Origin of the sequence: Roseateles microcysteis, assembly GCF_036880965.1 — a bacterium.
GTDB lineage: Bacteria > Pseudomonadota > Gammaproteobacteria > Burkholderiales > Burkholderiaceae_C > JAUASW01.
Map to the genome: position 1 here is coordinate 469,333 of NZ_JBAJMV010000001.1, position 23,461 is coordinate 492,793.

General features: G+C 65.4%; 27 protein-coding genes. 5 read left to right on the top strand and 22 right to left on the bottom strand.

From position 1 onward, the window contains the following. Positions 1-36: 36 nt before the first annotated feature. Together V3596_RS02150 and merR are read right to left on the bottom strand one after the other, a co-directional pair. A complete protein-coding gene (locus tag V3596_RS02150) occupies positions 37-444 on the bottom strand; it encodes a hypothetical protein (RefSeq protein ID WP_334275943.1) in 408 nt (135 codons plus the stop codon). A 44-nt stretch (positions 445-488) separates the two neighbouring features. Then, a complete protein-coding gene (gene merR / locus V3596_RS02155; RefSeq protein ID WP_334275944.1) occupies positions 489-884 on the bottom strand; it encodes an Hg(II)-responsive transcriptional regulator in 396 nt (131 codons plus the stop codon). A 75-nt stretch (positions 885-959) separates the two neighbouring features. Between merR and V3596_RS02160 the strand changes: the two genes are divergently transcribed. Genes V3596_RS02160 through V3596_RS02170 form a run of 3 tightly spaced genes read left to right on the top strand, consistent with a single transcriptional unit; the run spans position 960 to position 1,822 of the window. After that, on the top strand, positions 960-1,307 hold the full coding sequence (locus V3596_RS02160) for a mercuric transporter MerT family protein (RefSeq protein WP_334275945.1): 348 nt from the start codon (positions 960-962) through the stop codon (positions 1,305-1,307). A 12-nt stretch (positions 1,308-1,319) separates the two neighbouring features. After that, the gene (gene merP, locus V3596_RS02165; protein ID WP_334275947.1) at positions 1,320-1,598 is read left to right on the top strand and encodes a mercury resistance system periplasmic binding protein MerP; all 279 of its coding nucleotides are present in this window, start codon (positions 1,320-1,322) and stop codon (positions 1,596-1,598) included. Beyond that, complete coding sequence (locus V3596_RS02170; RefSeq protein WP_334275948.1) at positions 1,595-1,822, top strand: GDCCVxC domain-containing (seleno)protein; 228 nt, start codon at positions 1,595-1,597, stop codon at positions 1,820-1,822. Before merP ends, V3596_RS02170 begins: the two co-directional genes overlap by 4 nt. 162 nt (positions 1,823-1,984) lie before the next feature. On the opposite strand, the gene V3596_RS02175 is transcribed toward V3596_RS02170, so the two are convergent. The 8 genes from V3596_RS02175 to V3596_RS02210 all read right to left on the bottom strand — a co-directional run bounded on the left by V3596_RS02175 (position 1,985) and on the right by V3596_RS02210 (position 12,633). Beyond that, positions 1,985-2,116, bottom strand: coding sequence for a hypothetical protein (locus V3596_RS02175; RefSeq protein WP_334275949.1), 132 nt, complete (start codon positions 2,114-2,116; stop codon positions 1,985-1,987). A 15-nt stretch (positions 2,117-2,131) separates the two neighbouring features. Beyond that, positions 2,132-3,196, bottom strand: a complete 1,065-nt coding sequence (locus V3596_RS02180) for a DMT family transporter (RefSeq protein ID WP_334275950.1) — start codon at positions 3,194-3,196, stop codon at positions 2,132-2,134. A gap of 19 nt (positions 3,197-3,215) precedes the next feature. After that, positions 3,216-3,833 carry a class I SAM-dependent methyltransferase gene (locus tag V3596_RS02185; protein WP_334275951.1) on the bottom strand — a complete coding sequence of 206 codons (618 nt, stop codon included), beginning with the start codon at positions 3,831-3,833 and terminating at the stop codon, positions 3,216-3,218. Then, a complete protein-coding gene (locus V3596_RS02190; protein ID WP_334275952.1) occupies positions 3,830-6,967 on the bottom strand; it encodes an efflux RND transporter permease subunit in 3,138 nt (1,045 codons plus the stop codon). The genes V3596_RS02185 and V3596_RS02190 overlap by 4 nt, the downstream gene beginning before the upstream one ends. Positions 6,968-6,980: 13 nt before the next feature. Continuing rightward, positions 6,981-8,549 carry an efflux RND transporter periplasmic adaptor subunit gene (locus tag V3596_RS02195; RefSeq protein WP_334275953.1) on the bottom strand — a complete coding sequence of 523 codons (1,569 nt, stop codon included), beginning with the start codon at positions 8,547-8,549 and terminating at the stop codon, positions 6,981-6,983. A gap of 6 nt (positions 8,550-8,555) precedes the next feature. Beyond that, the gene (locus tag V3596_RS02200) at positions 8,556-9,866 is read right to left on the bottom strand and encodes a TolC family protein (protein WP_334275954.1); all 1,311 of its coding nucleotides are present in this window, start codon (positions 9,864-9,866) and stop codon (positions 8,556-8,558) included. Between the two features lie 99 nt (positions 9,867-9,965). Next, the gene (locus tag V3596_RS02205; RefSeq protein WP_334275955.1) at positions 9,966-10,334 is read right to left on the bottom strand and encodes a cobalt-zinc-cadmium resistance protein; all 369 of its coding nucleotides are present in this window, start codon (positions 10,332-10,334) and stop codon (positions 9,966-9,968) included. Between the two features lie 34 nt (positions 10,335-10,368). Beyond that, on the bottom strand, positions 10,369-12,633 hold the full coding sequence (locus V3596_RS02210) for a heavy metal translocating P-type ATPase (protein ID WP_395385749.1): 2,265 nt from the start codon (positions 12,631-12,633) through the stop codon (positions 10,369-10,371). A 67-nt stretch (positions 12,634-12,700) separates the two neighbouring features. Between V3596_RS02210 and cadR the strand changes: the two genes are divergently transcribed. Continuing rightward, positions 12,701-13,180 (top strand): Cd(II)/Pb(II)-responsive transcriptional regulator, encoded by a 480-nt coding sequence (gene cadR / locus V3596_RS02215; RefSeq protein WP_334275957.1) that lies wholly within the window; start codon positions 12,701-12,703, stop codon positions 13,178-13,180. A gap of 20 nt (positions 13,181-13,200) precedes the next feature. On the opposite strand, the gene V3596_RS02220 is transcribed toward cadR, so the two are convergent. After that, positions 13,201-15,564, bottom strand: coding sequence for a copper-transporting P-type ATPase (locus tag V3596_RS02220; protein WP_334275958.1), 2,364 nt, complete (start codon positions 15,562-15,564; stop codon positions 13,201-13,203). 293 nt (positions 15,565-15,857) lie between these two features. On the opposite strand from V3596_RS02220, the gene V3596_RS02225 reads away from it, so the two are divergent. Next, entirely contained in the window at positions 15,858-16,097 is a 240-nt protein-coding gene (locus tag V3596_RS02225; RefSeq protein WP_334275959.1) for a hypothetical protein, read from the top strand. Here the strand turns inward: V3596_RS02225 and V3596_RS02230 are convergent. The 11 genes from V3596_RS02230 to V3596_RS02280 form a co-directional block, all read right to left on the bottom strand. Beyond that, entirely contained in the window at positions 16,091-16,696 is a 606-nt protein-coding gene (locus tag V3596_RS02230) for a YqaA family protein (protein WP_334275960.1), read from the bottom strand. The genes V3596_RS02225 and V3596_RS02230 overlap by 7 nt on opposite strands. Positions 16,697-16,740: 44 nt before the next feature. Then, positions 16,741-17,391: a methyltransferase family protein gene (locus V3596_RS02235; protein ID WP_334275962.1), complete on the bottom strand. Its 651-nt coding sequence runs from the start codon at positions 17,389-17,391 to the stop codon at positions 16,741-16,743. Next, on the bottom strand, positions 17,388-17,633 hold the full coding sequence (locus V3596_RS02240) for a DUF2933 domain-containing protein (protein ID WP_334275963.1): 246 nt from the start codon (positions 17,631-17,633) through the stop codon (positions 17,388-17,390). Before V3596_RS02240 ends, V3596_RS02235 begins: the two co-directional genes overlap by 4 nt. Positions 17,634-17,649: 16 nt before the next feature. After that, complete coding sequence (locus V3596_RS02245; RefSeq protein WP_334275964.1) at positions 17,650-18,069, bottom strand: hypothetical protein; 420 nt, start codon at positions 18,067-18,069, stop codon at positions 17,650-17,652. A 146-nt stretch (positions 18,070-18,215) separates the two neighbouring features. Continuing rightward, positions 18,216-18,626, bottom strand: a complete 411-nt coding sequence (locus V3596_RS02250) for a hypothetical protein (RefSeq protein ID WP_334275965.1) — start codon at positions 18,624-18,626, stop codon at positions 18,216-18,218. 166 nt (positions 18,627-18,792) lie between these two features. Next, positions 18,793-19,146: a copper-binding protein gene (locus V3596_RS02255; RefSeq protein WP_334275966.1), complete on the bottom strand. Its 354-nt coding sequence runs from the start codon at positions 19,144-19,146 to the stop codon at positions 18,793-18,795. An 11-nt stretch (positions 19,147-19,157) separates the two neighbouring features. Next, positions 19,158-19,664: a DUF411 domain-containing protein gene (locus tag V3596_RS02260; protein ID WP_334275967.1), complete on the bottom strand. Its 507-nt coding sequence runs from the start codon at positions 19,662-19,664 to the stop codon at positions 19,158-19,160. Beyond that, a complete protein-coding gene (locus V3596_RS02265; protein WP_334275968.1) occupies positions 19,645-20,169 on the bottom strand; it encodes a cupredoxin domain-containing protein in 525 nt (174 codons plus the stop codon). The genes V3596_RS02260 and V3596_RS02265 overlap by 20 nt, the downstream gene beginning before the upstream one ends. Positions 20,170-20,233: 64 nt before the next feature. Continuing rightward, on the bottom strand, positions 20,234-21,643 hold the full coding sequence (locus V3596_RS02270; protein ID WP_334275969.1) for a copper oxidase: 1,410 nt from the start codon (positions 21,641-21,643) through the stop codon (positions 20,234-20,236). A 14-nt stretch (positions 21,644-21,657) separates the two neighbouring features. Beyond that, complete coding sequence (locus V3596_RS02275) at positions 21,658-23,079, bottom strand: TolC family protein (protein ID WP_334275970.1); 1,422 nt, start codon at positions 23,077-23,079, stop codon at positions 21,658-21,660. 9 nt (positions 23,080-23,088) lie between these two features. After that, complete coding sequence (locus tag V3596_RS02280; protein ID WP_334275971.1) at positions 23,089-23,448, bottom strand: hypothetical protein; 360 nt, start codon at positions 23,446-23,448, stop codon at positions 23,089-23,091. Between the last annotated feature and the right edge of the window lie 13 nt (positions 23,449-23,461).

The window sequence follows — 23,461 nt, forward strand, 5'->3', positions numbered from 1 at the left end:
CGCCTCACGCAGGAAGCGTGGACGCGGTCGTTCAGCTCAATTCCGCAGGACGAGCAATGCGAGGTAGAGAGGCGGCGCCCCTGGGGGGCGTCGCAGCCCGGCCGCGAGACCGGCCGCGACACCGGCCGGAAGCAGCGGCGGCACCGGTTCGATGATGCCCATCAGCAGCGTGACGGCGGCGGGGTTGGGCTGCAGGTCAGGCACAACCGCCGAGGCCGTGCCCTGCGCATCCCTGTCGCAATGCGCCTTGCAGAGCTGCGGTTGGTCGTCGTCCATCTGCGCAGGCATGCCTTCGCAGCCTGGCATGGCCGCCATCATCTGGCCGTCCTGCAGCGCCCTCTGCAACTGCGGACAGGCGTAGGCCGCCGTGGCGAGCTGCATGAACAGCATCGCCATCAGCAGGCCGCCGGAGATCCAGCGACGAAGACGTCTGGTGCCGAGCATGGGTCGAAGCATAGCGTCCGAACGTCGAGCCTGGTTGTGCCAGGTCAATCTTTCGTCAGCGCCTGGATGATCGGGCAGTATCCCGTCTTCGATCCTGAGTCGCACTGATGCAGCAATGAAGTCAGAGCCCTGCGCATGGCCTTCAGATCGGCCAGCTTGCTTTCGATGATCTTGAGCTTGTGTTGCGCCAGCTCGCGCGTGTCACCGCAGGCATGAGCGGCGTCAAGCCTCAGGAGAGCACCGATCTCCTCCAGGCTGAAACCCAAGGCTTGCGCCCGCTTGATGAACCTGACGCGGCCGACTGCGCTGGCCGGATAGGCCCGCTGGCCACCAGCCGGCCGTGTCGGTTCGCTCATGAGACCGCGGCGCTGGTAATAGCGAATCGTTTCGACGTTCACACCGGCCTCGGCGGCCAGCCGCCCAATTGACAGCTCGCTCATTCGCCCCCTTGACTCCGTACCATGGTACGGACTTTAGACTGTCTTCCATCGAAGCATCGCGGAGCGCGCCAGCCTATGTCGACAGTCAAGATCAAGGGCTCACTTGTTGCCGGAACATTGGCAGCCATCGGTGCCTCGGCGTGCTGTGTTGGCCCGCTGGTGTTGCTTGCCCTTGGCATCAGCGGTACGTGGATTGCCCGGCTGACCGAATTTGAGCCCCTCAGGCCCTGGCTGACTGGCGCCACCATCTTGTTCCTTGGTCTGGCGTTTCAGCGCCTCTACTTGCGACCGCGAAGCTGCGAGCCCGGTTCGACATGTGCGACGCCCGCCGTGCTCAGGCGGCAGCGGCTGTTGTTTTGGTTCACGGCGCTGAGCTTGCTGGCGCTCTTGTCGGTGCCTTGGGTGGCGCCTTACCTGCTCTGAAGGATTCATCCCATGCAAAAAATTATTGCCAGCCTTGTTCTTTCACTCGCGGCAGTGGCCGCACAGGCCGAGAAGCCTCAGTCGGTGACGCTGAACATCCAGAACATGACGTGCAGCATGTGCCCGATCACGGTCAAGAAGGCGCTCGACCAGATGCCCGGTGTCAGCCGGACGAGCATCGACTTCGAAAAGAAGACGGCAACGGTCGCCTTTGACGCGGACAAAACTTCAGCGGCAGCGCTCACCAAGGCAACGACCGACGCGGGCTATCCGTCGACGGTGCGCAAATGACGGCTGTGGCCCCCGTCTTGGACTCCGTGCTGACCTGCCCCCACTGCGGGCACACAAGGCAGGAGTTCATGCCCACCGATGCGTGTCAGTTCTTTTACGAATGCATGCACTGCAAGACCGTACTTCGCCCCAAGCCCGGCGACTGTTGCGTGTTCTGCTCCTTTGGCTCCGTCAAGTGCCCCCCCGTGCAGATGGCACGGGGCTGCGCAAGCTGCGGGAGTTGACGGCAATCGTTTCGAGCGCGCGCGCTGGAGGTGGCTGGACCTACTTCGCCAATACGCGCTTCATGCGCTTGCGGCTGTAGACCTGGAACGCCTGGCCCGGTGGCGCCAGTTCAAAGGTCTAGATAAACTCGTCGTCAGCGATGAACTGGCAGCAGTGCCGCTTTATTCACCGATGAAGCGCTGCAGCGGCATCCAGTGCTCGGCGACTTTGTCGGCAGCGACAGCGGAGCTCATCATCCATCCGGACAGGGCAAGAGCAAGCACGGCCCGGGTAGCGGCTCGCAGCCGGCCCATGGTGCGCTCCTTTTTTCAATGCGCATGGCGGTGGTGAGCGTCCGGATAGTGCGCGTGACTGTGCGTCAGGGGCTCATGCCGGTGCGGGTGTGAATGGCGCGTGCCGGCCGGGACAGGCGGCACATGCTCATGGTCATGATGCGGGTCACCCGCTCCATGGACATGCTCGTGCTCATGCTCTTGCAATTCGTGCTGATGCTCATGCGCATGCCGTTCGGTCAGGTGCAGAGCGACGCCGACAGCCATCAGCAGGCCTGCCAGCAGCAAGGGCCAGGTGATGGGCTCACCCAGCCACACGATGGAGAGCAGCGCCCCGACGAAAGGCGCTGCCGAGAAGTAGGCCCCGGTGCGGGCCGTGCCCAGATGCCGCAGGCCGATCACGAACAGGACCAGGCTGGCGCCGTAGCTGGCAAACCCCAGCAGGCCGGCTGCCAGCACCGTCCCCGTCGCCGGCCAGGCCGCCCCGAGCCACAGGGCCAGCGCCAGGTTGGTGGCGCCGGCTGCCAACCCCTTGCTCATGGCGATAAAGCTGGCGTCATTCAGCGAGACCTTGCGGGTCAGGTTGTTGTCCACACCCCAGGCCAGGCAGGCACCCAGCACGGCAAGCGCCGGCCACCAGGCTTCGCTGCTCTGCATGGCGCCTTGCCTTCCTGGCCAGGAAAGCACGGCGCTGCCTGCCACGATGGCCAGCATGCCCAGCGCGATCTGGCGGTCGAAGTTTTCCTTGAAGGCAAACCAGGCGAGCAGCGCCGTCATCACGCCCTCTGCGTTCAGCAACAAGGACACATGGGTAGCGGGCAGCCGGGACAGACCCAGCATCAGCAAGACCGGCCCGACCACGCCCCCGGCCAGGATGGCACCCAACAGCCAGCCACGCTCCGCAGCAGCCAGGCGCACGGCTGGCGCGCGCCGAAGTACCCGCACCGCCCACAAGCCCAGGCCGGAGCCCAGGTAGAGCAAGCCGGCGAGCAGCCAAGGCCCGGTCTCGGCCAGCAGTGGTTTGGCCATGGGTGTGCCGGCGCCGAACAGGACAGCGGCGGCCAGCGCGGCAGCGATGCCAGGTTGAATCGTCGGTTTCACGACAAAGGCCCCATCGCTGTCACTGCATGACGCAGTGACAGTAGACGAATTGCTGGATGGCGCCCGAAGGCGTGCGATGAGCTTCGGTCAGTTGCTCCAGCAACTCGAACGCACCGCCAAACTGCGCATGCAGTTCGTCCGGTGCATAGCGCATGACGGGCAGGCCGCTGCACTGGGTCGGCCCGTCGGGGCCGAATGCGGCAACGATGACATGCCCGCCCGGCCGCACCGCGCGCCGCACCTGCGCCACATAGGCAGCACGCTGCGCCGGCTCGGTCAGGAAGTGAAACACGGCGCGGTCGTGCCAGATGTCGTAGGCCTGCTCGGCCAAGGGCACCTGGGTGATGTCGCCGACGATCCACTGCACGGCCTTCGCCTGTCGGCCGAGCCGCTGCCGGGCCACATCCAGGGCAGCAGCCGAGATGTCGAGAACGGAGAGCTCAAAGTTCGGCTGTGCAAGGAGGTCGTCGACCAGCGTCGAAGCGCCACCGCCCACGTCGATGACGCGGCTGCCGTTGACGCCTGCAATGCGTTGGACAAGGTCCAGGGACTGCTGCGCATGCGGCTGAAACCAGCTGACCGTATCGGCCGGTTTGCTTCGGTAGACGGTCTCCCAGTGGGTCTTGGCGTTTGTCATGTCACGGTCTCCAGCTTGCGGTCACGTCGATGGGCCCAACGATAAAGCACGGGCAGCACCAACAAGGTCAGCGCCGTGGACGAGAGGATGCCACCGATCACCACCGTCGCCAGCGGACGCTGCACTTCCGCGCCGGTGCCATTGGCGATGGCCATCGGCACGAAGCCCAGCGACGCGACCAGGGCCGTCATCAACACCGGCCGCAGCCGGGTCAAGGCACCCTCCCGAACGGCAGCGTCCAGCGGCAGGCCGTCGTCGCGCAGCGAGCGGATGTAGGCAATCATCACCAAGCCGTTGAGCACCGCTACGCCGGACAGGGCGATGAACCCCACGCCGGCCGAGATCGACAGCGGGATGTCGCGCAGCCACAGCGCCACGATGCCGCCGGTCAGCGCAAACGGCACGCCGGTAAACACCAGCAGACCGTCCTTGACGTTGCTGAACATCGCGAACAGGAGCAGGAACACCATCAGCAGGGCCACCGGCACGACGATCTGCAGGCGCTGGGCTGCCGACTGCAGTTGTTCAAACGTGCCGCCCCAGATCGTCCAATAGCCGCTCGGCACCTTCACCTTGGCCTGCATCTGCGCCTGTGCATCCGCCACGAAGGACCCGATGTCACGGCCGCGTACATTGGCGGTGACGACCACGAAGCGCTTGCCGTTCTCGCGGTTGACCTGGTTGGGCCCCGGCGTCATGTCGAACGTGGCGACGTCGCCGAGCTGCACATAGGCTGCCTTGCCATGGTCCAGCGGCAGGCGGATGGGCAAGCGCATCATGGCGTCGGGGTCATTGCGCAGCGCGTCCGGCAGGCGCACCCGAATGTCGAAGCGTCGGTCGCCCTGGAACAGCGAGCCGGCCTCCTGGCCGCCGATGGCCATGGACACGGTGTCCTGGACCTCGGCCACGCTAAGGCCCAGGCGCGCGAGCTGCTTGCGGTCCAGCTGCAGGGTCAGCATCGGCAGGCCCGAGGTCTGCTCGACCTTCACGTCCTCCGCACCCGGAACGCCCTCCAGCACCTTGGCGGCTTGCTCACCGATGGCGGCCATGGTTGCCGCGTCGTCGCCAAAGATCTTCAGCGCCACATCACTGCGCACGCCCGAGATCAGCTCGTTGAAGCGCATCTGAATCGGCTGCGTGAACTCGTAGTTGTTGCCCGGAACCTTGGCGACGGCCTGCTGCATGGCGCTGACCAGGGAGTCCTTGCTGCGCCGGGGATCCGGCCATTCCGAGCGGGGCTTGAGCATCACCAGGTTGTCGGCCACGTTGGGCGGCATGGGGTCAGTCGCGACCTCGGCCGTGCCCAGCTTGGCGAAGACCTTGTCCACCTCTGGAAATGCCTTGATCGTGCGTTCCAGCTCGGTCTGCATGGCGATGGCCTGCGTCAGACTGGTGCCGGGAATGCGCAAGGCGTGCAGCGCAATGTCGTGTTCGTCCAGGCTGGGGATGAATTCGCTGCCCATGCGCGTGGCCAGCAGGCCGCTCAGCGCCACCGACACCGCCGCCACCGTCATGACCAGCGGCTTGTTCAGCAGCGCCCAGTCCAGCAGCGGCGCATAGCCCCGCTTGGCCCAGGCCATCAGGCGGTTCTCCTTCTCGCCGACGTTCTGGCCGATCAGCATCGCCACTGCCGCCGGAATGAAGGTCACCGAGAGCAGCATCGCGCCGAGCAGCGCGGCCACCACCGTGAAGGCCATCGGGTGGAACATCTTGCCCTCCACGCCGGTGAGCGCAAAGATGGGCAGGTAGACCACCATGATGATGAGCTGCCCGTAGAGCAAGGGCCGGCGCGCTTCACGTGCGGCCGTGAAGACTTCGTGAAAGCGTTCGGTGCGGTTCAGCGGCCGCCCCGCCAGCGTCTGGGCATGGGCCAGCCGTCGCACACAGTTCTCGACGATGACCACAGCGCCGTCAACGATGATGCCGAAGTCCAGTGCACCCAGGCTCATCAGGTTGGCGCTGACCTTGTTCGTCAGCATGCCGGTGAAGGTGAACAGCATGGCCAGCGGAATCACCGCTGCCGTGATGAGGGCCGCGCGGATGTTGCCCAAGAAGACGAACAGCACGGCAATCACCAGCAAGGCGCCCTCGAGCAGATTGGTCTTGACCGTGGCGATGGCCTTGTCGATCAGCACAGTTCGGTCGTAGACCGTGTTGGCGACGACGCCGGCCGGCAGGCTGCGGTTGATTTCTTCCAGCTTCTTGTCCACGGCCTTCGACACGGTGCGGCTGTTCTCGCCCATCAGCAGGAACACCGTACCGAGAACGACCTCGTGGCCATCCCGGGTCGCGGCGCCCGTGCGCATCTCGCGGCCCAGCGACACTTCGGCTACATCGCGAACCCGCACCGGCGTTCCCTGCACGTTGCCGACCACGATGTCCGCGATGTCCTCGATGGTGCTGACCTGGCCGGGCGCACGTATCAACACCTGCTCGCCGCGGTGCTCGATGTAGCCTGCGCCGACGTTGGCGTTGTTGCGCTCCAGCGCCAGCACCAGGTCGCCGAAACTCAAGCCCCGTGCCACCAGCTTGTCGGGCGACGGCGCGACCAGGTATTCCTTCGCGTAGCCGCCGATCGTGTTGATCTCGGTCACCCCAGGGACGGTGCGCAACTGCGGCTTGATGATCCAGTCCTGGATCTCACGCAAGTCCATCGGCGTGTAGGGGCTGCCGTCGGGCTTGAGCGCGCCCGGCTTGGCGTCCACCGTCCACAGATAGATCTCACCCAGTCCGGTGGCGATCGGACCCATCGACGGGATGATGCCGGCGGGCAGCTTGGCCTTGGCCTCCTGGATGCGCTCGTTGACCAGTTGCCGCGCGAAGTAGATGTTGGTGCCCTCCTTGAAGACCACGGTGACCTGGGAGAGGCCGTACCGAGAGAGCGAGCGCGTCTGCTCCAGGCTCGGCAGGCCTGCCATGGCCGTTTCGATGGGAAAGGTGATGCGCTGTTCGGATTCGAGCGGCGAGTAGCCGGCCGCCGGCGTGTTGATCTGCACCTGGACATTGGTGATGTCCGGCACGGCGTCGATGGGCAGGCGCTGGTAGCTGAAGATGCCCAGCGCGGCCATGGCCAGCACGCTGACCAGGACGAACCAGCGCTGCTCGATAGCGAAGCGGATGAGTTTTTCAAACATGGTGATGCCGCCCTCAGTGGTCATGGCTGGCGCCGGCCTTGCCGATGTCCGCCTTGACCAGGAAGCTGTTCTTGGCGGCATAGCGTTCACCGGCCGTGAGGCCCTTGAGCACTTCCACGTAACGGCCGTCGCTGCGCCCGGTCTCCACCGGTCGCGCCTCGAAGAGCTGGCCGTAGCGACCAAACACCACCGGACCGCCGCCCAGTGATTGCACCCCTTCGGCGAGAACGGCCACAGGCACCGCGACTTCGTCCGAAGTCAGGTCCACCGTGACCGGGAGCCCCGGACGCCACAAGCCCTTGGGATTGGGCAGCAGCAGACGCGCCGTGGCGTTGCGACTCTGCTCACCAACCAGCGCTCCCACATAGCTCAACCTGGCCGTGGCCTGGGCCACGAAGGCCGAGGACTGAACCGTGGCGGCATCGCCCACCTTCAGCGCATTCACGTCCTTGGCCGGTACCGTCAGCTCGACCCAGACGGAGGACAGGTCGGCAACCTGGAAAATGGGTGCATCTTCCTTCAGCACTTCGCCGATGCTGATCTTCTTGTCGGTAACGACGCCGTCAATCGGTGAGCGGATCTCGTAGCGGGTCAGGCCTTGCGTCGATTCGCCAGGGGCAACACCGAGGCTGCCCAGCTTCTGGCGCGCGCTTTCGACGGCGATTTCGAGCTCCTGATAGGCCTGCCTGGCAAGCAGGTAGTCCTGCTCGGCGGAGATCTTCTCCTCCCACAGCCGCTTCTCACGCTCGAAGGTGGTCTTGGCCAGAGCCAGGCGCTTCTGCGCTGCCAACACTTCGCTGCGCTGGTCGGCCAGCGCTTGACTGGAGATGACGGCCAGGACCTGGCCCTTGCGCACGCGGTCGCCCGCGTTGGCACGCACGGCCTCGACGATGCCGGCCAGGCGCGGCGTGACGAATACCGTGGCGTCTTGATTCAGCCTGATCTCGCCGAGCAGTTGCAGGCTGCTGCGAATGCGCGCCGGGCCGGCGATGGCGATGTCGACCCCGTTGCGCTTGAGCTGCTCCTCGCTGATCTGCACACGGCCCTCGGCCTGCTCGAACTTGAACTCGAGTGCCTGGCCGGCGATGCTCGCCTCGATGGTGCCAAAGAAGGAATGCGGCTCCTCGACGGTGGCCGAACCCTTGAGGTAGTCCTTTTCGGCGGCGAAGTCGAACAGCTCTGGCGACCGTCCCAGTCGCTCCACGCGGACCTTGACCTTGGCCTGTTCAGGTGGCACAGGCCTGCCTTCATGGTAGAGGTAGATACGGAACTCGGGTGGCACGTCCGTCTCGAAGATGCTGAGTTCCAGCCCGAAGCCCGCCTGCGTGAACAACTTGCCGCCATGGGGGCCTCTGGTGGCCGGTGCGGCCTGTGCGTGGTGGTCGCTGTCGCTGTGACCTTCCTTGTCATGTCCCTTGTCGCCGTGCCCTTCTTCGGCATGGCCTGCCTCCGCATGGCCATGGTCCTCGCCCGCCGGCTGGACCTTGTCGGTGCGCAGAATCGCCGCGCCCAGCACCAGGCCCACGACCAGAACAGCGGCAATTGCCAGGGCTGACTTCTTGTTCTTGATGTCCGTTGTCATCACTGTTTACTCCAGGGGTTGACCATTGCTGGCGGCGGAGCTGCCCAGCAGACGGTCGAGTTCGGTGGCGGCGCGATAGGCGTCGGCGGTGTTGCGCAGGATTTGCTGCCGCAGCTGAAACAGCGTGCGTTGGGCATCGAGCACATCGATGAAGGCGAACTTGCCCAACTCGAAACCCTTCACGGCTGCGTCATAGGCGGTTTGAGCGGTGGGCAGCGCCTCTCTGCGCAGCATCTGCGCCTGCTCGCGCGTCAGTCGCAATTTCTCGAGCGCCTGAGTCACCTCCGCCTGCAGGCGCAAGGTCACCGCCGTCAGTGCTTCGCGCGCCTGGTCTTCGCGGCGCAGCGCTTCGAGCAGATTGCCCTGATTGCTGTCCAGCAACGGCAGCGGCATGGACAGCCCGATCACCGCCTGGGTACGGCCCAGCTCTGCATCGCGCTTGGCGCCCACAGTGAGAGTCAGGTCGGGCACACGTTTGGCTCGCTCGCCTTCGCTCAAGGCTTGACGGCGGGCAATGTCCAGCCGCGCCAGCCGGATCGCCGGCGCCTCGACGATCATTTCGCCCAGGCGCTGCGCGCCTGGCAAGTCAGGCAGCAGGTCTGCGTTGCCGGCGGCCTGCCCGAATTCGACAGCGCCGGGGCCCCACAGCGCGCGCAGCCGCTGTCGGGCCAACAGCTGGTCGCTCTGGGACTGTGCCAGGTCCGCCCGGGCGGCGGCCTCGGCGACCAAGGCCTTGGCCTGCTCCAGCGGTGGCACTTTGCCCGCTTGCAGTCGCTTCGTGGCAATGCCGAAGGCGGTTCGCGCCAGCTCCAGCGAACCCAGACTCAGGCGCACTTGCTCCTGGGCCCCCAGCAGCTCGAAGAAGGCACTGGTGACCGCCGCGCGCAACTCGGCTTGCTTGGCCTCGAGCGCCACGCCAGCCTGCTCACGCGCACGCGCCGCTGCGGCCAGGCGCGCCGAACGCTTGCCGCCCAGCTCAAGGGGCTGGGCCCATTGCACGGTGGTCGTCCGCGTGGCGTTGCGGGTGTCCTCGACCAGCACGCCCAACTCGGGGTTGGGTCGCGCACCGGCCTGGGTCTCGGCGCCGGCCATCGCCTGCAGCTCCAGCCGGGCGATGGCCAGGTCGGGGTTGTGCGTCAGGGCAAGGCGAAGTGCCTCGCTCAGGGTCAGGCCTGCATCAACAGGCGAGCTGGACGGGGTGGCGTCAACGGCGGGCTTGGCAGCAGACTCGCCCGTGGCCGCCCGTGCAGGGAAAAAGGATATACACAGCACCGCCAATGTCAGCGGTGACAACAAGCCTCGAAAATGGCTTCGCATCGAACTCTCCGGGTTGTGGAAACAACGGGGGATGGGTTCGGCGCTACGTCGGCTCGCTGGACGAGCCTGGCAATGAAAGCTGGAAGACGACGCGCCGAATCAGGCGCGCAGCCAGTTGGGGCGGTCCAGCCCCTCCGGTACAAAGGACTCCCCCACGCATGGGAGGTCGGTCGGTGGGGCGGACCGCTCTTGCGGCGGGAGCAGCAGCCCCTCGCCGTAGGCGAGAGCCAGCTGGTTCAGGTGGCAATGCCCATGATCGAGATCGGCCGCCTGCAGCACACTCTTTGCGCTCGATTTGCCGGCGGACTCGCCGGTGTTCACATCGCCTTCATGCGAATGGGCATGGTGACCGAAGTGCGTGCGGTGCTTTGGAGCGCTGTCCTCATGCCCGCAATAGCTGGCCGCCGTCGCCCAGGAGAACTGGAGCAGCACCAACAGGGCAAAGAGGAAGACGATGCAACGACGCATGGCGGAAAGTATATAGACGGACCGTGTGGCGGGATCAGCGGCTGACGTCCGCCTTCAACAGGCGCAGCCCATTGAACACCACCAGCAGGCTGGCCCCCATGTCGGCGAAAACAGCCATCCACATGCTGGCATCCCCGAGCACCGCCGCCACCAGGAAGCCAGCCTTGATGCCAAGCGCAAGTGTGATGTTCTGCCACAGCACGGCATGGGTGCGGCGGGACAGGCGGATGGTCTCGGGCAAGCGCTGCAAGTCGTCGTTCATGACCAGCACATCGGCCGCTTCCATGGCCGTGTGCGTCCCTGCGGCACCCATTGCGAAACCGATATCGGCCTGCGCCAGGGCTGGCGCATCGTTGATGCCGTCACCGGTCATGCCCGTAGGGCCCAGCCGGCGTTGCAGGTCTTGAATGGCCGCCAGCTTGTCCTCTGGCAGCAGATTGCCGCGAACCTCGGCAATGCCCGCCTGAGCGGCAATGGCCTCAGCCGTCGCCTGGTTGTCGCCGGTGAGCATCACCGGCGTGACGCCCAGCGCTTTCAGGGCGGCCACGGCCTGCTGCGACGAGGGCTTGATCGTGTCGGCCACGGCGCAGAGGGCCAGCGCACCTTGCTCGCTGGCCAGCAGGGTCACAGTTCGGCCGTTCTTCTCATGCTCGCGCAACTGGCCTTCGATGGCCGGCGAGCATTGGCCGCGTTCCTCGATCCAGCGATGGTTGGCCAGCACATAGCCGGCGCCCGCCATCTGGCCTTGGACGCCTCGACCCGCCACGGCGGCAAAGTCATCGACGTTCAGCATGGCTGCTTGAAAGTTGCCAGCGCGCAGGCCTTGCGCGATGGCGCTCGATACCGGGTGATCGGAGCGGCTCGCCAAGCTCAGGGCGAGCGTGGCCAGAGCGTTGCTGTCCGCCGATTCGTCGAGCACCTGGAACGCGACCAAGGTCGGCTTGCCCGCCGTGATCGTGCCCGTCTTGTCCAGCGCCACGGCCTTGAGCTTGCGCGCCTGCTCCAGGTAGACACCGCCCTTGATGAGGACGCCACGCCGAGCGGCTGCGGCCAGCGCGCTCACGACAGTCACCGGCGTCGAGATCACCAGCGCACAGGGGCAGGCGATGACCAGCAGGACCAGCGCCTTGTAGAGCGCAAGCATCCAGCTCCATCCTGCGAGCCAGGGCGTGAGCAGTGCGACGGCGATGGCAAGCAGGAACACCGCAGGTGTGTAGATCGCGGCGAAGCGGTCGACAAAACGCTGCGTCGGCGCGCGCGCGCCCTGCGCCTGCTCCACCGCGTGGATGATGCGCGCCAAGGTGCTGTTTGAAGCCAGCGCGGTGACCCGGAACTCGAGCGCGGCGGTCTGGTTGATCGTGCCGGCATAGAGTTCGTCGCCCGCAGCCTTGTCGACCGGGATGCTCTCGCCGGTGACCGGCGCCTGGTCAACGCTGCCAGTGCCGGATATCAGCACGCCGTCGAGGGGCACGCGTTCACCGGGCCGCAGGCGTACCAAGGCGCCAACGGGCACCACAGCGACAAGTTGCCGCGCCCACGAGCCATCGGCCTGCTGCACCTCAGCGTGTTCGGGCGCCATCGCCAGCAAGCTCTGGATGGCGTTGCGAGCCCGATCGACGGCGCGCGCTTCAATCAACTCGGCAATGGCGTATAGCGCCATCACCATGCCGGCCTCCGGCCATTGTCCGATCAAGAAGGCGCCGGTGACCGCCACTGCCATCAGCGCGTTGATGTTCAGGCGTCCCGAACGCAGGGCGGCCAGACCCTTCTTGTAGGTGCTGAAGCCCGACAACGCGATGGCCGTTCCCGCGAAGAGCATTTCAGCCAGCTTGAGCATCAGCCCGTCGGCCGCCAGGAAGAACAGGCCCTCGGCCACGAGAGCCATCAGCAACGCAAGCAGCAACTTCGGTAGCTCCGACTTCAACGGTGCAGTCTCGACATGGCCCGATCCGCCCGTAGCTCCCGGCACCGCCACATCCAGCAATTGCGGGGTGAAGCCAATCTTTCGGATCGCCGCCAGTGCGGTATCCAGGGCAGCAGGATCGGCGACGATCGACATCACGCGCTCACCGAGGTCGAAACGCAAAGACTTGATTTCGCCGATCGGCTCGAGTGCCCTGCGGATCTCCGATTCCTCGGTGGCGCAGTCCATCGTGGCAATTCGATAGCGCCGTGTCGCCGAATCCGCGGGGCCGGCTGGCATCGATGCGATTTCTGGCACTTGAGCGCATGACGAACCGCAACAGGCCGTTTCGCAGGTGGAGTCGGTCGCCGCAGGACTGGTGGTTTGAGCATCCATGGGGCCATTTGAAACCCTGTAGCGGGTGTAGAGTCAAGTGCCCCTGGCCAATGATTGAAAGGTGTCGATGAAGATCGGGGATTTGGCTGCCGCGACGGCCACTCAGGTGGAGACGATTCGCTTCTACGAACGCGAGGGGCTGCTGCCTGCACCGGCGCGGACGGCGTCCAACTACCGCAGCTATGACGGCACGCATGTCGAGCGCTTGTCGTTCATCCGCAAATGTCGATCACTGGACATGGCGCTGGACGAAGTGCGAGCGCTGCTGCGGCTGAAGGACGCGCCCCGAGATGGTTGCGGTGAAGTCAACCTATTGCTCGACGAGCACATTGCACATGTTGCGCAACGCATCGCCGAGCTGACGGCCTTGAAGCATGAATTGGTCGGTCTTCGCACACGCTGCGACGGCCCCAATGCCGGCGCTGACTGCCAGATCCTGAAGGAGCTGAGTGAAGGACCGGCCAGCGCCAAGCGTCCGGAAGATGCCAAGCTGCACTTGGGCGGAACCCATGGCGTCAGTGCATCGCGAAGCACCGGCCGTGGTTGAAGGTGGCCAAGGCAGCCCCATCACCCGCGCCGCAGCCGCAGCGCGTTGGTGATGACCGAGGCCGAGCTCAGGCTCATCGCCAGCGCCGCGATCATCGGCGACAGCAGCCAGCCGGTAAACGGATACAGCAGGCCGGCGGCAATCGGGATACCCAGGGCGTTGTAGACGAAGGCGAACATCAGGTTCTGCTTCATGTTAGCGACCGTCGCCTCCGACAGCGCCCGCGCCGTCGAGATGCCGCGCAGGTCTCCCTTCACCAAGGTCACCTGGGCGCTGTTCATCGCCACGTCGGTCCCCGTGCCCATGGCAATGCCGACATCAGCCTTGGCCAGCGCCGGTGCGTCGTTGATGCCATCGCCGGCCATGGCGACGATGCGGCCCTCGGTCTGCAGGCGCGACACCAGCGCCAGCTTGTCGGCTGGTTTCACCTCGCCGTGCACTTCGGCTATGCCCAGCCGAGCCCCGACGGCACGGGCCGTGGTCAGACCATCACCGGTGGCCATGACGATGCGCAGCCCGGCAGCGCGCAGTGCGGCCAGTGCCTCTGGCGTGCTGGCCTTGACCGGGTCGGAGACAGCCAGCAGGCCCAGCAAGTGCCCGTCGGCCGCGAGGTACATCACACTGGCCCCTTCGGCCCGCAGCGTCTCGGCCTGCGGCAGCAGCAAGCCGACGTCGACACCCACCTGCTGCATCAGTGCCGTATTGCCCAGCGCCAGCTGACGCCCCTCCACGATGCCGCGCACGCCGATGCCGGTGCCGGACTCGAAGCCCTCGGGTTTGGCCAACGAGAGCCCGCGCTCGCGCGCCGCCTTGACGATGGCCTCGGCCAGCGGATGCTCGCTGCCCTGGTCCAGGCTGGCGGCCAGGCGAAGCAACTCGGCCTCATCGATACCGGGCGTCGGGATCAGCCGGTCGAATACCGGCCGGCCCTCGGTCAGCGTGCCGGTCTTGTCGATGATGAGCGCATCGACCTTGCGCAGGTTCTCGATCGCGGCGGCATCGCGGAACAGCACGCCGCTGGTGGCGCCGCGTCCGGTCGCGACCATGATCGACATCGGGGTGGCTAGGCCCAGCGCGCAGGGGCAGGCAATGATGAGCACGGCCACCGCATTGACCAGGCCGTAGACCCAGCTCGGCTCGGGGCCGAAGAAGCCCCAGGCCAGCAGCGTCAGCACGGCGATGCCGACCACGGCGACGACGAAGTAGCCGGCCACCTGATCGGCCATGCGTTGCATCGGCGCCCGCGATCGCTGGGCCTGCGCCACCATCTGCACGATCTGCGCCAGCATGGTTGCGGACCCCACCCGCTCCGAACGCATGACCAGCGCACCATTGGTGTTCAACGTGGCGCCGATCAGCTTGTCGCCCGGCGACTTGACGACCGGCACCGGCTCACCGGTCAGCATCGCTTCGTCCACCGCGCTGCGGCCTTCGACCACCATACCGTCCACCGGCACCTTCTCGCCGGGACGAACGCGCAGCAGGTCGCCGACATGCACGTGGGATAGCAGGATGTCGCTCTCGACGCCCTGCTCGTCAATGTGCCTTGCCGTCTTGGGCGCCAGACCCAGCAGCGACTTGATGGCCGCCGAGGTCTGCGAGCGCGCCTTCAGTTCCAGGATCTGCCCGAGCAGCGTCAGCGAGATGATGACAGCCGCGGCCTCGAAGTAGACGGCCACCCGGCCCATCGCCCGGAAGGACGCCGGAAAGACCTCGGGCACCACCGTTGCGACCACGCTGTACACGAACGCAGCACCGGTTCCCAGCCCGATGAGCGTCCACATATTGGGGCTGCGGTTCAGCAGCGACTGCAGGCCTCGCCGGAAGAAGGGCCAGCCCGCCCAGAGCGCGACAGGCAGCGTCAGCACCAGTTCGATCCAGCTCTGGGTGGTCATCTCGAACCACTGCAACCGGTGCCCGAGCATGGCCAGCACGGTGACGACCACGGTCAGCGGCAGCGTCCACCAGAAACGCTGCTGGAAGTCGACGAGCTCCGGGTTGTCTTCCTCTTCCAGCTCGGGCAGCAGCGGCTCCAGCGTCATGCCGCATTTCGGGCAGTTCCCCGGATGGTCCTGACGGATCTCAGGATGCATGGGGCAGGTGTAGATCGTCGCCCCGGCTCCAGACGCGGGTACGCGGATCGCAGTTTCCGAGGAGGACGTTGGTGCATGACCCACATGTGTCTCCGCCTGGTGCGGCGCAGACGCGGGGTGGTGGTGATGCTGGTGACCTGTATGTCCATGCTGCGCAGCCGCTTCAGCCGATACCAGATTCATGCCGCAGATGGGGCATTGCCCGGGTCGATCCTGCCGGATCTCCGGATGCATCGGGCAGGTGTAGACCGCTGGCGTGACCGGCTCATGGTGCTCGTGCTCGTTCTTCATGGTGCTCCCTGCAATGGCGCGTCCGCCGACGGGTGGATCGACTGCCGCAGTCTCGACCTTGACACGATGGTAAGGTCAAGGATTTTTCCCCGGGGGGACCGAACCGTCGTTCAGTATCCGGGCCTGCGGGTCCATCGCCCAGTTGCGCGCCGCACTTGCCTTGATGCGCATCAACGCAGTTCATCGGATGCCTACCTAAGCTGATCCTCGAGTCAGCACCGGCTGAAGTGTCCACAACCTCCAGGAGTAGCGACATGCGCAAATTGGTACCTCTTGCATCATTGGCCCTCCTCATGATGGCCTCCACCGCAACGATGGCGCAGGACCGCCCGGCCCCGGCCGCCTCGGCCGCATCCTCGCCGACTGAGTGCGCTGGCGCCAAGGCGAAGCGCCACGACCATGGTGCCGAGCGGGGCATGCCCAGCGCAGCGAACATGCCTTGCGCGCCTGCGGCTGCTTCGGCGGCTTCAGCGCCCGCCAAGGCCAAGGCAAAGCCCCTGCATGACCACGCGAAGGTGCACAAGAATCAATGAGCCCCGTCATCGGATGACGGCATGGCAGGCCGAGACCCCACGCCTCGCACGAGCAGGGCGTGGAGGGTCTCCAGGTGTGGCCACTCGGTTCGCATCGCACGCGCCGGAAACCTCGAAGCCAGCCAGGCATAGGCCAGGTACTTCACGAGCTTGCCCAGCCAGAGCGCCAGCATGACCTCGACGACTGGCAATCGAGTGATGCCGGCGAGCATCAGCGCTGGAGTCAGCGGCAGCGGTGTCGCGCCAATGACAAACAGGGCCAGCACGCCGTAGGCCCCCAGCCATCGCGTCGCGTCACTCCAGGCTACAGAGCGCAGCACATCGGGATAGCGGGTGAACAACAACTCCCACCCCAGATGATGAAAGGCCAGGTAGAGCAGGCCCCCACCCAGAGCGGCGCCCACACTTGAGCTGATTGCGATCGCCCGCCAACGCTTCGGCGCCATCAACACCGCGGCGATCAGCAGGCTCGCGAATGGCACTGACATCGACAAGGTCGAGACCGTCGCCGTGCCAGCCACCACGATTGGAAATGCGCGGCTGTCGGCCCGCCGAAGCAAGGAGCGCAGCAGGCTGGACTCGACGACGCCGCGCAGCATGAGCCTGTCCCGAGCTCCGACCTGCCCTTGCCCCGGTATCGCGCTCAGGTCGCTGCCTGCGCCCCGCCGAGCGCCGGGATGAAGCGTGGCGTGCGGGCGGCATAGCGGCGGTAGGCGTCGCCAAACTGCTGTTCCATCTCGTGCTCCTCGGTGATGGCCAGGCGGCCGTACATGACGAGCAGGATCGGGAACATCGCGAGCGTGAGCAGCGTCGGCCATTGCGCCAGGAAGCCCAGCAGGATCAGCACGAAGGCCACGTACTGAGGGTGGCGGATCCGGGCATAGGGCCCCACCGTCGCCAGGCTGTGGCGGCGCTGCGCGTGGTACAGCACATGCCAGGCGCTGGACAGCAACCAGAAGCCACCGCCCAGGAGGATGTAGCTGGCAATGTGCAGCGCGCCGAAGTGCGGATCGCCTTTCTCGCCGAGCAAGGTCGACCACAGGTGGCCCGAGTTGTGTGACAGCAGGTCAAGGCCTGGATAGCGTGTCTGCAGCCAACCGGACAACAGGTAGATCGTCAGCGGGAAGCCATACATCTCGACGAACAGCGCAACGATGAAGGCGGCGAAGGCGCTGAAGCTGCGCCAGTCGCGTGCCGTCTGCGGCTTGAAGAAGCTGAACGCGAACATCACGAAGACGGCCGAGTTCAGGATGACCAGCGACCAAAGCCCATAAGCGGGAGCATCGTGCGTCATGGCTGCCTCCTTTTGTCTTCGCGATCGTCTCCATGCTGGTGATGTCCGCCACCGTGGTGGTGGCCGCGGTGCATGAACACATGCATCAGCGGGCAGGCGAGCAGGAATGCATAGGGAAGGAAGCCCAGCAGATGCGCACGGTGCTCCTCCCAGAGGAACCATGCTGCGACAGCCGCGAGAACGATCCATCCCAGCCCAAAACGGGAGCGCCAGAATGGCGCGCGTTGATGATCGTGTTCCATGGCGATCTCCTTGGAGTTACTTGCCCGGAGCGGCGGGGCTCGGAGGCATCCGGTCCATCATCATTTCCATCATCATCTGCATCATGTCCATGCGCTGCTCCATGGCTGCGCCGCGCGCCTTCGGATCGGCTGACATCTGCTTCATCATGGCCATGCCACCCTGCATGGCCTTCATGTGCTCGGCCATCAGCGCCTGGCGCTCCTCGGGCGTTTTCGCCGCCATCACCTTCTGGTGCATGTCCTGCATGACCTTCATCTTGTCGGCCATGTCAGGACTCTTCGTGGCAGAAGGGACAGCGGCCTTCGGCGGCGCGTTCCGGGCGGCGGAGGCCGCGCCATCCGGATGGTGAGCTTGATGGTCCTGCTCTTTGGTTTGGGCCGTGGCGAGGCCGGCGACGAACAGCAGCGCCGTGGCGCCGAAGGCAATCTTGTTCATGGTGCTCTCCGAAAGAGTTACGGCGAGGAAACCCCACTGGGGTACAGATCGAAGGCACGCGTGCTGCCCCGCCTCCAGCACGCGCCAGTATGGGCGTGCGGTATCTGCGCCTGACTGGGCTTGCCCAGAGGCGCGATGGCGGATGGCTAAATGGTCAGCCTCAGAAGGCGGATAGGAATGGGTGGCCCCGTCTTGCGCGGTGGCACCCGGGTGATGGGTTCTTCTGCCATCCAGACATCAGCCGACGTCCAGGCCAGCGAACTGCACTGAACGAGCAGCGGTAGCATGCTGCCCGGACTCCCCAGATCCTTGGCCAAGAGGCTCAAGGCGGAGCGCTCGTCGTCGCAGAACTTCTGGCAAGCACCCTCGTGGTCCTGCGGAGCAGGCGCAGCTGGGTGGCCGGCATGGACCTGATGCCCGTGCTCTTCGGCGGCGGCGTCATGTTGATGGGCCGGACTTGGCGGCGGCGCCAAGCCTGCAACTCCTTCGCCTGCGCCGCCCAACGCGCAGGCATTGACCATCCCGGCACTCAATGCGAACACCCAGACGAACAGCATGGCAGCTGCAAGCCGCCTTCTGGCCGTTCGTCCAAGCGTTGTTGTCATGGAATTGCGCGTCCCGCTCAAGCATTCAGTGCACAAACCATGTTGCGCCCACTGGGGGCGCCTCACGTTGATCCTCATCAACCCGGCGACATCTGGTCGCCCGAGTCGATGGCTCGGATCACTTGGCGGCTTGTTGAATCTCCGTCACGACGAAGCCGCTGGCGCCCTTCTCCACCTTGAAGCGGATCTTGTCGCCCACCTTGACCTGGTCGACCATGGCCGGGTCCTTGACCTGGAACACCATGGTCATGCCGGGCATGTCCAGGTTCTTGATGTCGCCATGCTTGATGGTGAGCTTCTTGTTGTCCTTGTCGATCTTCTTGATCTCGCCATCGGTCAGATCCGCGGCGGACGAAGAGGCGGCCGTGCCATGCATCTTGCTGTGGTCCATGGCCTGGGCTGCGGCCGTGCCGGCCAGGGCGGCGCTCGCTGCGATCAGCGAGGCCAGGGTCAGGTTCTTGAGTGCGTTCATGGGTAGCTCCTTCAACGGTAGGTTTGATAAGTGCGTGCGCTGCCGTCCTTGTTCAGCAGAAGCACGTCGTAGGGATCCTTGCGCTGGCCATACTCCGGGCCATCCATGCCCGGCGATCCGATGGGCATCGCTGGCACGGCCAGGCCGAGCGCCTGCGGCCGCTCACGCAGCAGGCGCCGGATCTCGCGCACCGGCACATGACCCTCGATGGCGTAGCCGCCGGCCAGGCCGGTGTGGCATGAGCCGTACTTGATGTCGACGCCCAGTTGTTTGCGTGCATTGGTATTGCCAGCGTCACTGACGGACACCTGGAAGCCATTGGTCTCCAGGTGCCTGATCCAGTCCTTGCAGCAACCGCAGCTCGGGCCTTTCCAGACCTGAATTCGAGGCGCCAGCTCGGAAGGCGTCGCCCTGCGAGCCCTTGCTGGCCCAGCAATCACCAGAACGGCGCAGCCGGCCAGCAGTTGGCGTCGCGTCATCAGCGACCCTGGCAGGGCGTCAGTGCTTGTGGTCTGCATGGCTGTCAGCCTTGGGCGCACCGACCTTGCCGGCGACGTTGACGGCGCCCTTCATGCCCGCGTCGTAGTGGCCGGGCTGCAGGCAGGCAAAGTCGATCTTGCCGGCTTTGGTGAACTGCCACACGATCTCGCCGGCCTTGCCAGGTGCGACGGTGACCATGTTGGGGTCGGCGTGTTCCATCTCCGGGAACTTCTTCATGACCTCATAGTGTTCCTTGAGCTCCTTCTCGGTACCCAGCACCATCTCGTGCTTGACCTGACCGGAGTTCTTCACGACGAAACGCACGGTTTCGCCCTGCTTGACGTCCACGCTCGACGGCGTGAAGCGCATCGCGTCGCTCATGTTGATCTGGACGGTGCGCAAAGCCTTGGCAGCGATGCCAGGCTTGCCAATGGCATCGCTGTCATGGCCGTGCCCGCCCGGGTGATTGCCGCTGGCCAGTGCCGCGCCGGAAACAAGCGTGAGCGCGAGCGCTGAGATCGAAATTTGAGGGATGAGTTGCATAGTGAGTCCTTGAGATCGCCGTTGATCTGCAGCGAGATTGAAACAATGAGGCAGGCTGAATGGCTCAGTGCTCAGAGTGGCCTGTCGGCTTGCGGACGCTGACCTCGGTGGGCGGTGCCGGCATCTTGCGTGGCATCGACTGTCCGCCTTCAGCAGCAAAGCGTGCGGGTTCTGGCAACTGGCCTGTCCACTCGAAGGCCACCTCGCCCTTGGGATGCTGGTACCAGCCGGGGTCGCTGTAGTCGCCGCGCTTCTGGTCCTTGCGGACCTTCAGGATCGAGAACATGCCGCCCATCTCGACACCGCCGAACGGGCCCTCGCCGGTCATCATCGGCAGCGTGTTGTCAGGCAGCGGCATCGTCATCTCGCCCATGTCGGCCATGCCCCGCTCGCCCATCACCATGTAGTCGGGCACGAGTTTGGTGATCTGCCTGGCCACCTGGCGGTGGTCGACGCCGATCATCGTGGGCACGTTGTGCCCCATGGCGTTCATCGTGTGGTGGCTCTTGTGGCAGTGGAGGGCCCAATCACCCTCTTCATCCGCAACGAACTCGATCTGGCGCATCTGGCCGACAGCCACATCGGTCGTCACCTCAGGCCAGCGGCCGGCCTTGGGCGTCGGCCCGCCATCGGTGCCGGTGACCGCGAACTCATGCCCATGCAGATGGATCGGATGGTTGGTCATCGTCAGGTTGCCGACGCGAATGCGCACCTTGTCGTTCTTGCGCACGTTCAGCGTGTCGATACCCGGGAACACGCGGCTGTTCCAGCACCAGAGATTGAAATCCGTCATCGTCATGATCTTGGGCGTGGCCGCGCCGGGATCGATGTCGAAGGCGTTCAGCAGGAAGCAGAAGTCGCGGTCCACCTCGTCGATCAGCGGGTGCTTCACCTTCGGGTGTGTGACCCAGAAGCCCATCATGCCCATGGCCATCTGCGTCATCTCGTCCGCATGCGGGTGGTACATGAATGTGCCTGGGCGGCGTGCAACGAACTCGTAAACGTAGGTCTTACCAGGCTGGATAGACTTTTGCGTCAGCCCCGACACGCCGTCCATGCCGTTGGGCAGGCGCTGGCCATGCCAGTGGATGCTGGTGTGCTCGGGCAGCTTGTTGGTGACGAAGACGCGCACCCGATCGCCCTCGACCACCTCGATCGTCGGGCCCGGCGACTGCCCGTTGTAGCCCCACAGATGGGCCTTCATGCCGGGCGCCAGTTCGCGCACCACAGGCTCGGCCACCAAGTGGAACTCCTTGACGCCCTGGTTCATACGCCAGGGCAAGGTCCAGCCGTTGAGTGTGACTACGGGGTTGTAAGGGCGTCCGCTGTTGGGCACCAACGGCGGCATCGTGTCGGGCTTGGTCTGCAGCACTGGCTCGGGCAGCGCGGCCAGGGCGACGCGGCTGACGGCGCTGGCAGAGACGGCTGCGGTCAAAGCGCCGGCGCCGCGGAAAAAGTTGCGTCTGGAAAACATCGTGAACTCCTGATTCAATGAGCGGCCGCGCCGCCGCCCGTGCCGGCCACCGAGGCCGAGGGTGCGCTGCCGCCAAGGCTGGGCTTGCCGACAAGGGCCATGTCGAGATCCGACTGAGCCACCCAGAAATCACGCAGTGCCTCGATCGAGGCGTTGACGCTGGCGATCTGGGAGCGCGCGTCGGCCAGCAGCTCGAACACGCTGATGAACATGCCGTTGTAGAGCAGCACGTTCTCGTCGGAGATGCGTTTGGCCGTGGGCACCACGTCATCGCGGTAGTGCCTGGCAATGTCATAGGCCGAACGGTAGCCCTGGTAGGCCTCGCGCACCTCGGATCGCGCTTCGATAGCGATTTGCGCCGTGCGGTGAACGCTCTGCATGTAGACCGCCTCGGCCTTTGCAATGCGTGCGTCGCCCCAGTCGAACAGCGGGATCTCGATGCCGATTTCGTAGCCGGTCTGGCGCGGTGCCTCGTTGGAACTGTTGCGCATATAGCCCAGCTCCAGCACGTTGATGAAGCGCGTCACCTTGCTGAGGCCCAGGTTCTTGGCCGTGGCGTCCAGCGTGGCCTTGGCCGCCTGCACGTCGAGGCGCGTGGCCATGGCCACCTGTTCGATGTCTGGGCGGTCTTTGGGTTCGGCGGGCAGGTCAGGCAATCGCGCAGGCAGCGCGAAGGCGCCATGTGCTCCCCACAGACCCAGCAATCGCGTCAGGCGCTCGCGCGTTGACACACGGGCCGCTTCGGCACGAGCCGCGTTCAGCACCGCTTCTGAGAAGAAGCCATGCTCGCGAGCCTGCTGCAGCTTGGTCCAGTTGCCAGCTTGCGCGAGGCGCTTGGCCAACTCGGCGCCTGCGTCGGCCGTGGCTCGCACATCCCGCATATAGCTGGCCGTCTGCTCGGCGGCCACAGCAGCGTAGAAGGCCTTGCGAGTTTCGGCGGCGAGCGACAGCATCTCCATCGCCACGCTGCGCTGCAGGGCAGCGAACCGCCGGCTCTCGAGCTGGCGGGTCAATGGCAGCGCCACCAGATGACCGAGGTCGAACGAGAAGCCACGTTCGATCTCTCGCTCATCGCCTCGCTTGAGCTTGGCAAGGCTGAAGCCGGGATTCGGCAACCGGCTGGCCTGCACCATCTCGGCTTCGGCAATGCCCAGTTCCTGGAAGCTGGCCTGCAAGCCCCTATTGTTGAGCAGAGCGATCTGCACAGCCGCGTCAGCAGTCATCGGCTTGCCGAGCAACTCGGCCACGCGACGATCAATGGTGTCGATGTCTTGGTCGGTCTTGGCCACCTGGACGGTGGCGCCGAGATGAGTTTTCGCGGCATCCTGTACGAACGTCATGCCGCCATTGCCGCTGAGGCTCGCACAGCCTGCCAGCAGCAGCGGGGCCGCAGCGAGCAGTGCCAGGCGCACCGGGGCGCTTCGGTAGTTTTTCATGGGTGCCCCTCAGTGATGCGCATGGCCCGAGGGCTTCGCCGCCGGCTTGCTCGGTGCCGATGCGGCCGACGCCGCTGGCAGCGATTGCTCAGGCTGGTCTGACTGCCTGGCCTCCTTGGCATAGGCGCGCCAGCCGCCCGCCTGATGCACGGTGGTGTTGGCGTCCTTCCAGGAGCCCACCTCGGCCTCGGTATTTGGACGGTAGTCCTTGAAGGCCGATCGATAGACCACGGTCGGCACTTGAGCCTTGGGATTCAGTGGGTCGGGCCGCCGAGCTTCACTCGGGGCCGTCTGGGCCGACGCGCTGGACGCCAGCCACAAGGTCGTGGCGGACAGAAATAGCGCCACGCCGTTTGCAGTGGATTGCATGGTTCTCTCGCAA

Excerpts from the sequence above, each read along its gene's own strand:
- V3596_RS02265 (WP_334275968.1), bottom strand. The coding sequence starts at position 20,169 with ATGCAACTCATCCCTCAAATTTCGATCTCAGCGCTCGCGCTCACGCTT.
- V3596_RS02280 (WP_334275971.1), bottom strand. The coding sequence starts at position 23,448 with ATGCAATCCACTGCAAACGGCGTGGCGCTATTTCTGTCCGCCACGACC.
- V3596_RS02205 (WP_334275955.1), bottom strand. The coding sequence starts at position 10,334 with ATGCGTCGTTGCATCGTCTTCCTCTTTGCCCTGTTGGTGCTGCTCCAG.
- V3596_RS02185 (WP_334275951.1), bottom strand. The coding sequence starts at position 3,833 with ATGACAAACGCCAAGACCCACTGGGAGACCGTCTACCGAAGCAAACCG.
- merP (WP_334275947.1), top strand. The coding sequence starts at position 1,320 with ATGCAAAAAATTATTGCCAGCCTTGTTCTTTCACTCGCGGCAGTGGCC.
- V3596_RS02160 (WP_334275945.1), top strand. The coding sequence starts at position 960 with ATGTCGACAGTCAAGATCAAGGGCTCACTTGTTGCCGGAACATTGGCA.
- merR (WP_334275944.1), bottom strand. The coding sequence starts at position 884 with ATGAGCGAGCTGTCAATTGGGCGGCTGGCCGCCGAGGCCGGTGTGAAC.
- V3596_RS02250 (WP_334275965.1), bottom strand. The coding sequence starts at position 18,626 with ATGCTGTTCGTCTGGGTGTTCGCATTGAGTGCCGGGATGGTCAATGCC.
- V3596_RS02255 (WP_334275966.1), bottom strand. The coding sequence starts at position 19,146 with ATGAACGCACTCAAGAACCTGACCCTGGCCTCGCTGATCGCAGCGAGC.
- V3596_RS02275 (WP_334275970.1), bottom strand. The coding sequence starts at position 23,079 with ATGAAAAACTACCGAAGCGCCCCGGTGCGCCTGGCACTGCTCGCTGCG.
- V3596_RS02225 (WP_334275959.1), top strand. The coding sequence starts at position 15,858 with ATGATGGCCTCCACCGCAACGATGGCGCAGGACCGCCCGGCCCCGGCC.
- V3596_RS02230 (WP_334275960.1), bottom strand. The coding sequence starts at position 16,696 with ATGCTGCGCGGCGTCGTCGAGTCCAGCCTGCTGCGCTCCTTGCTTCGG.
- V3596_RS02220 (WP_334275958.1), bottom strand. The coding sequence starts at position 15,564 with ATGAAGAACGAGCACGAGCACCATGAGCCGGTCACGCCAGCGGTCTAC.
- V3596_RS02235 (WP_334275962.1), bottom strand. The coding sequence starts at position 17,391 with ATGACGCACGATGCTCCCGCTTATGGGCTTTGGTCGCTGGTCATCCTG.
- V3596_RS02210 (WP_395385749.1), bottom strand. The coding sequence starts at position 12,633 with ATGGATGCTCAAACCACCAGTCCTGCGGCGACCGACTCCACCTGCGAA.
- V3596_RS02260 (WP_334275967.1), bottom strand. The coding sequence starts at position 19,664 with ATGCAGACCACAAGCACTGACGCCCTGCCAGGGTCGCTGATGACGCGA.
- V3596_RS02200 (WP_334275954.1), bottom strand. The coding sequence starts at position 9,866 with ATGCGAAGCCATTTTCGAGGCTTGTTGTCACCGCTGACATTGGCGGTG.
- V3596_RS02175 (WP_334275949.1), bottom strand. The coding sequence starts at position 2,116 with ATGGGCCGGCTGCGAGCCGCTACCCGGGCCGTGCTTGCTCTTGCCCTG.
- cadR (WP_334275957.1), top strand. The coding sequence starts at position 12,701 with ATGAAGATCGGGGATTTGGCTGCCGCGACGGCCACTCAGGTGGAGACG.
- V3596_RS02245 (WP_334275964.1), bottom strand. The coding sequence starts at position 18,069 with ATGAACAAGATTGCCTTCGGCGCCACGGCGCTGCTGTTCGTCGCCGGC.
- V3596_RS02195 (WP_334275953.1), bottom strand. The coding sequence starts at position 8,549 with ATGACAACGGACATCAAGAACAAGAAGTCAGCCCTGGCAATTGCCGCT.
- V3596_RS02170 (WP_334275948.1), top strand. The coding sequence starts at position 1,595 with ATGACGGCTGTGGCCCCCGTCTTGGACTCCGTGCTGACCTGCCCCCAC.
- V3596_RS02240 (WP_334275963.1), bottom strand. The coding sequence starts at position 17,633 with ATGGAACACGATCATCAACGCGCGCCATTCTGGCGCTCCCGTTTTGGG.
- V3596_RS02150 (WP_334275943.1), bottom strand. The coding sequence starts at position 444 with ATGCTCGGCACCAGACGTCTTCGTCGCTGGATCTCCGGCGGCCTGCTG.
- V3596_RS02270 (WP_334275969.1), bottom strand. The coding sequence starts at position 21,643 with ATGTTTTCCAGACGCAACTTTTTCCGCGGCGCCGGCGCTTTGACCGCA.
- V3596_RS02190 (WP_334275952.1), bottom strand. The coding sequence starts at position 6,967 with ATGTTTGAAAAACTCATCCGCTTCGCTATCGAGCAGCGCTGGTTCGTC.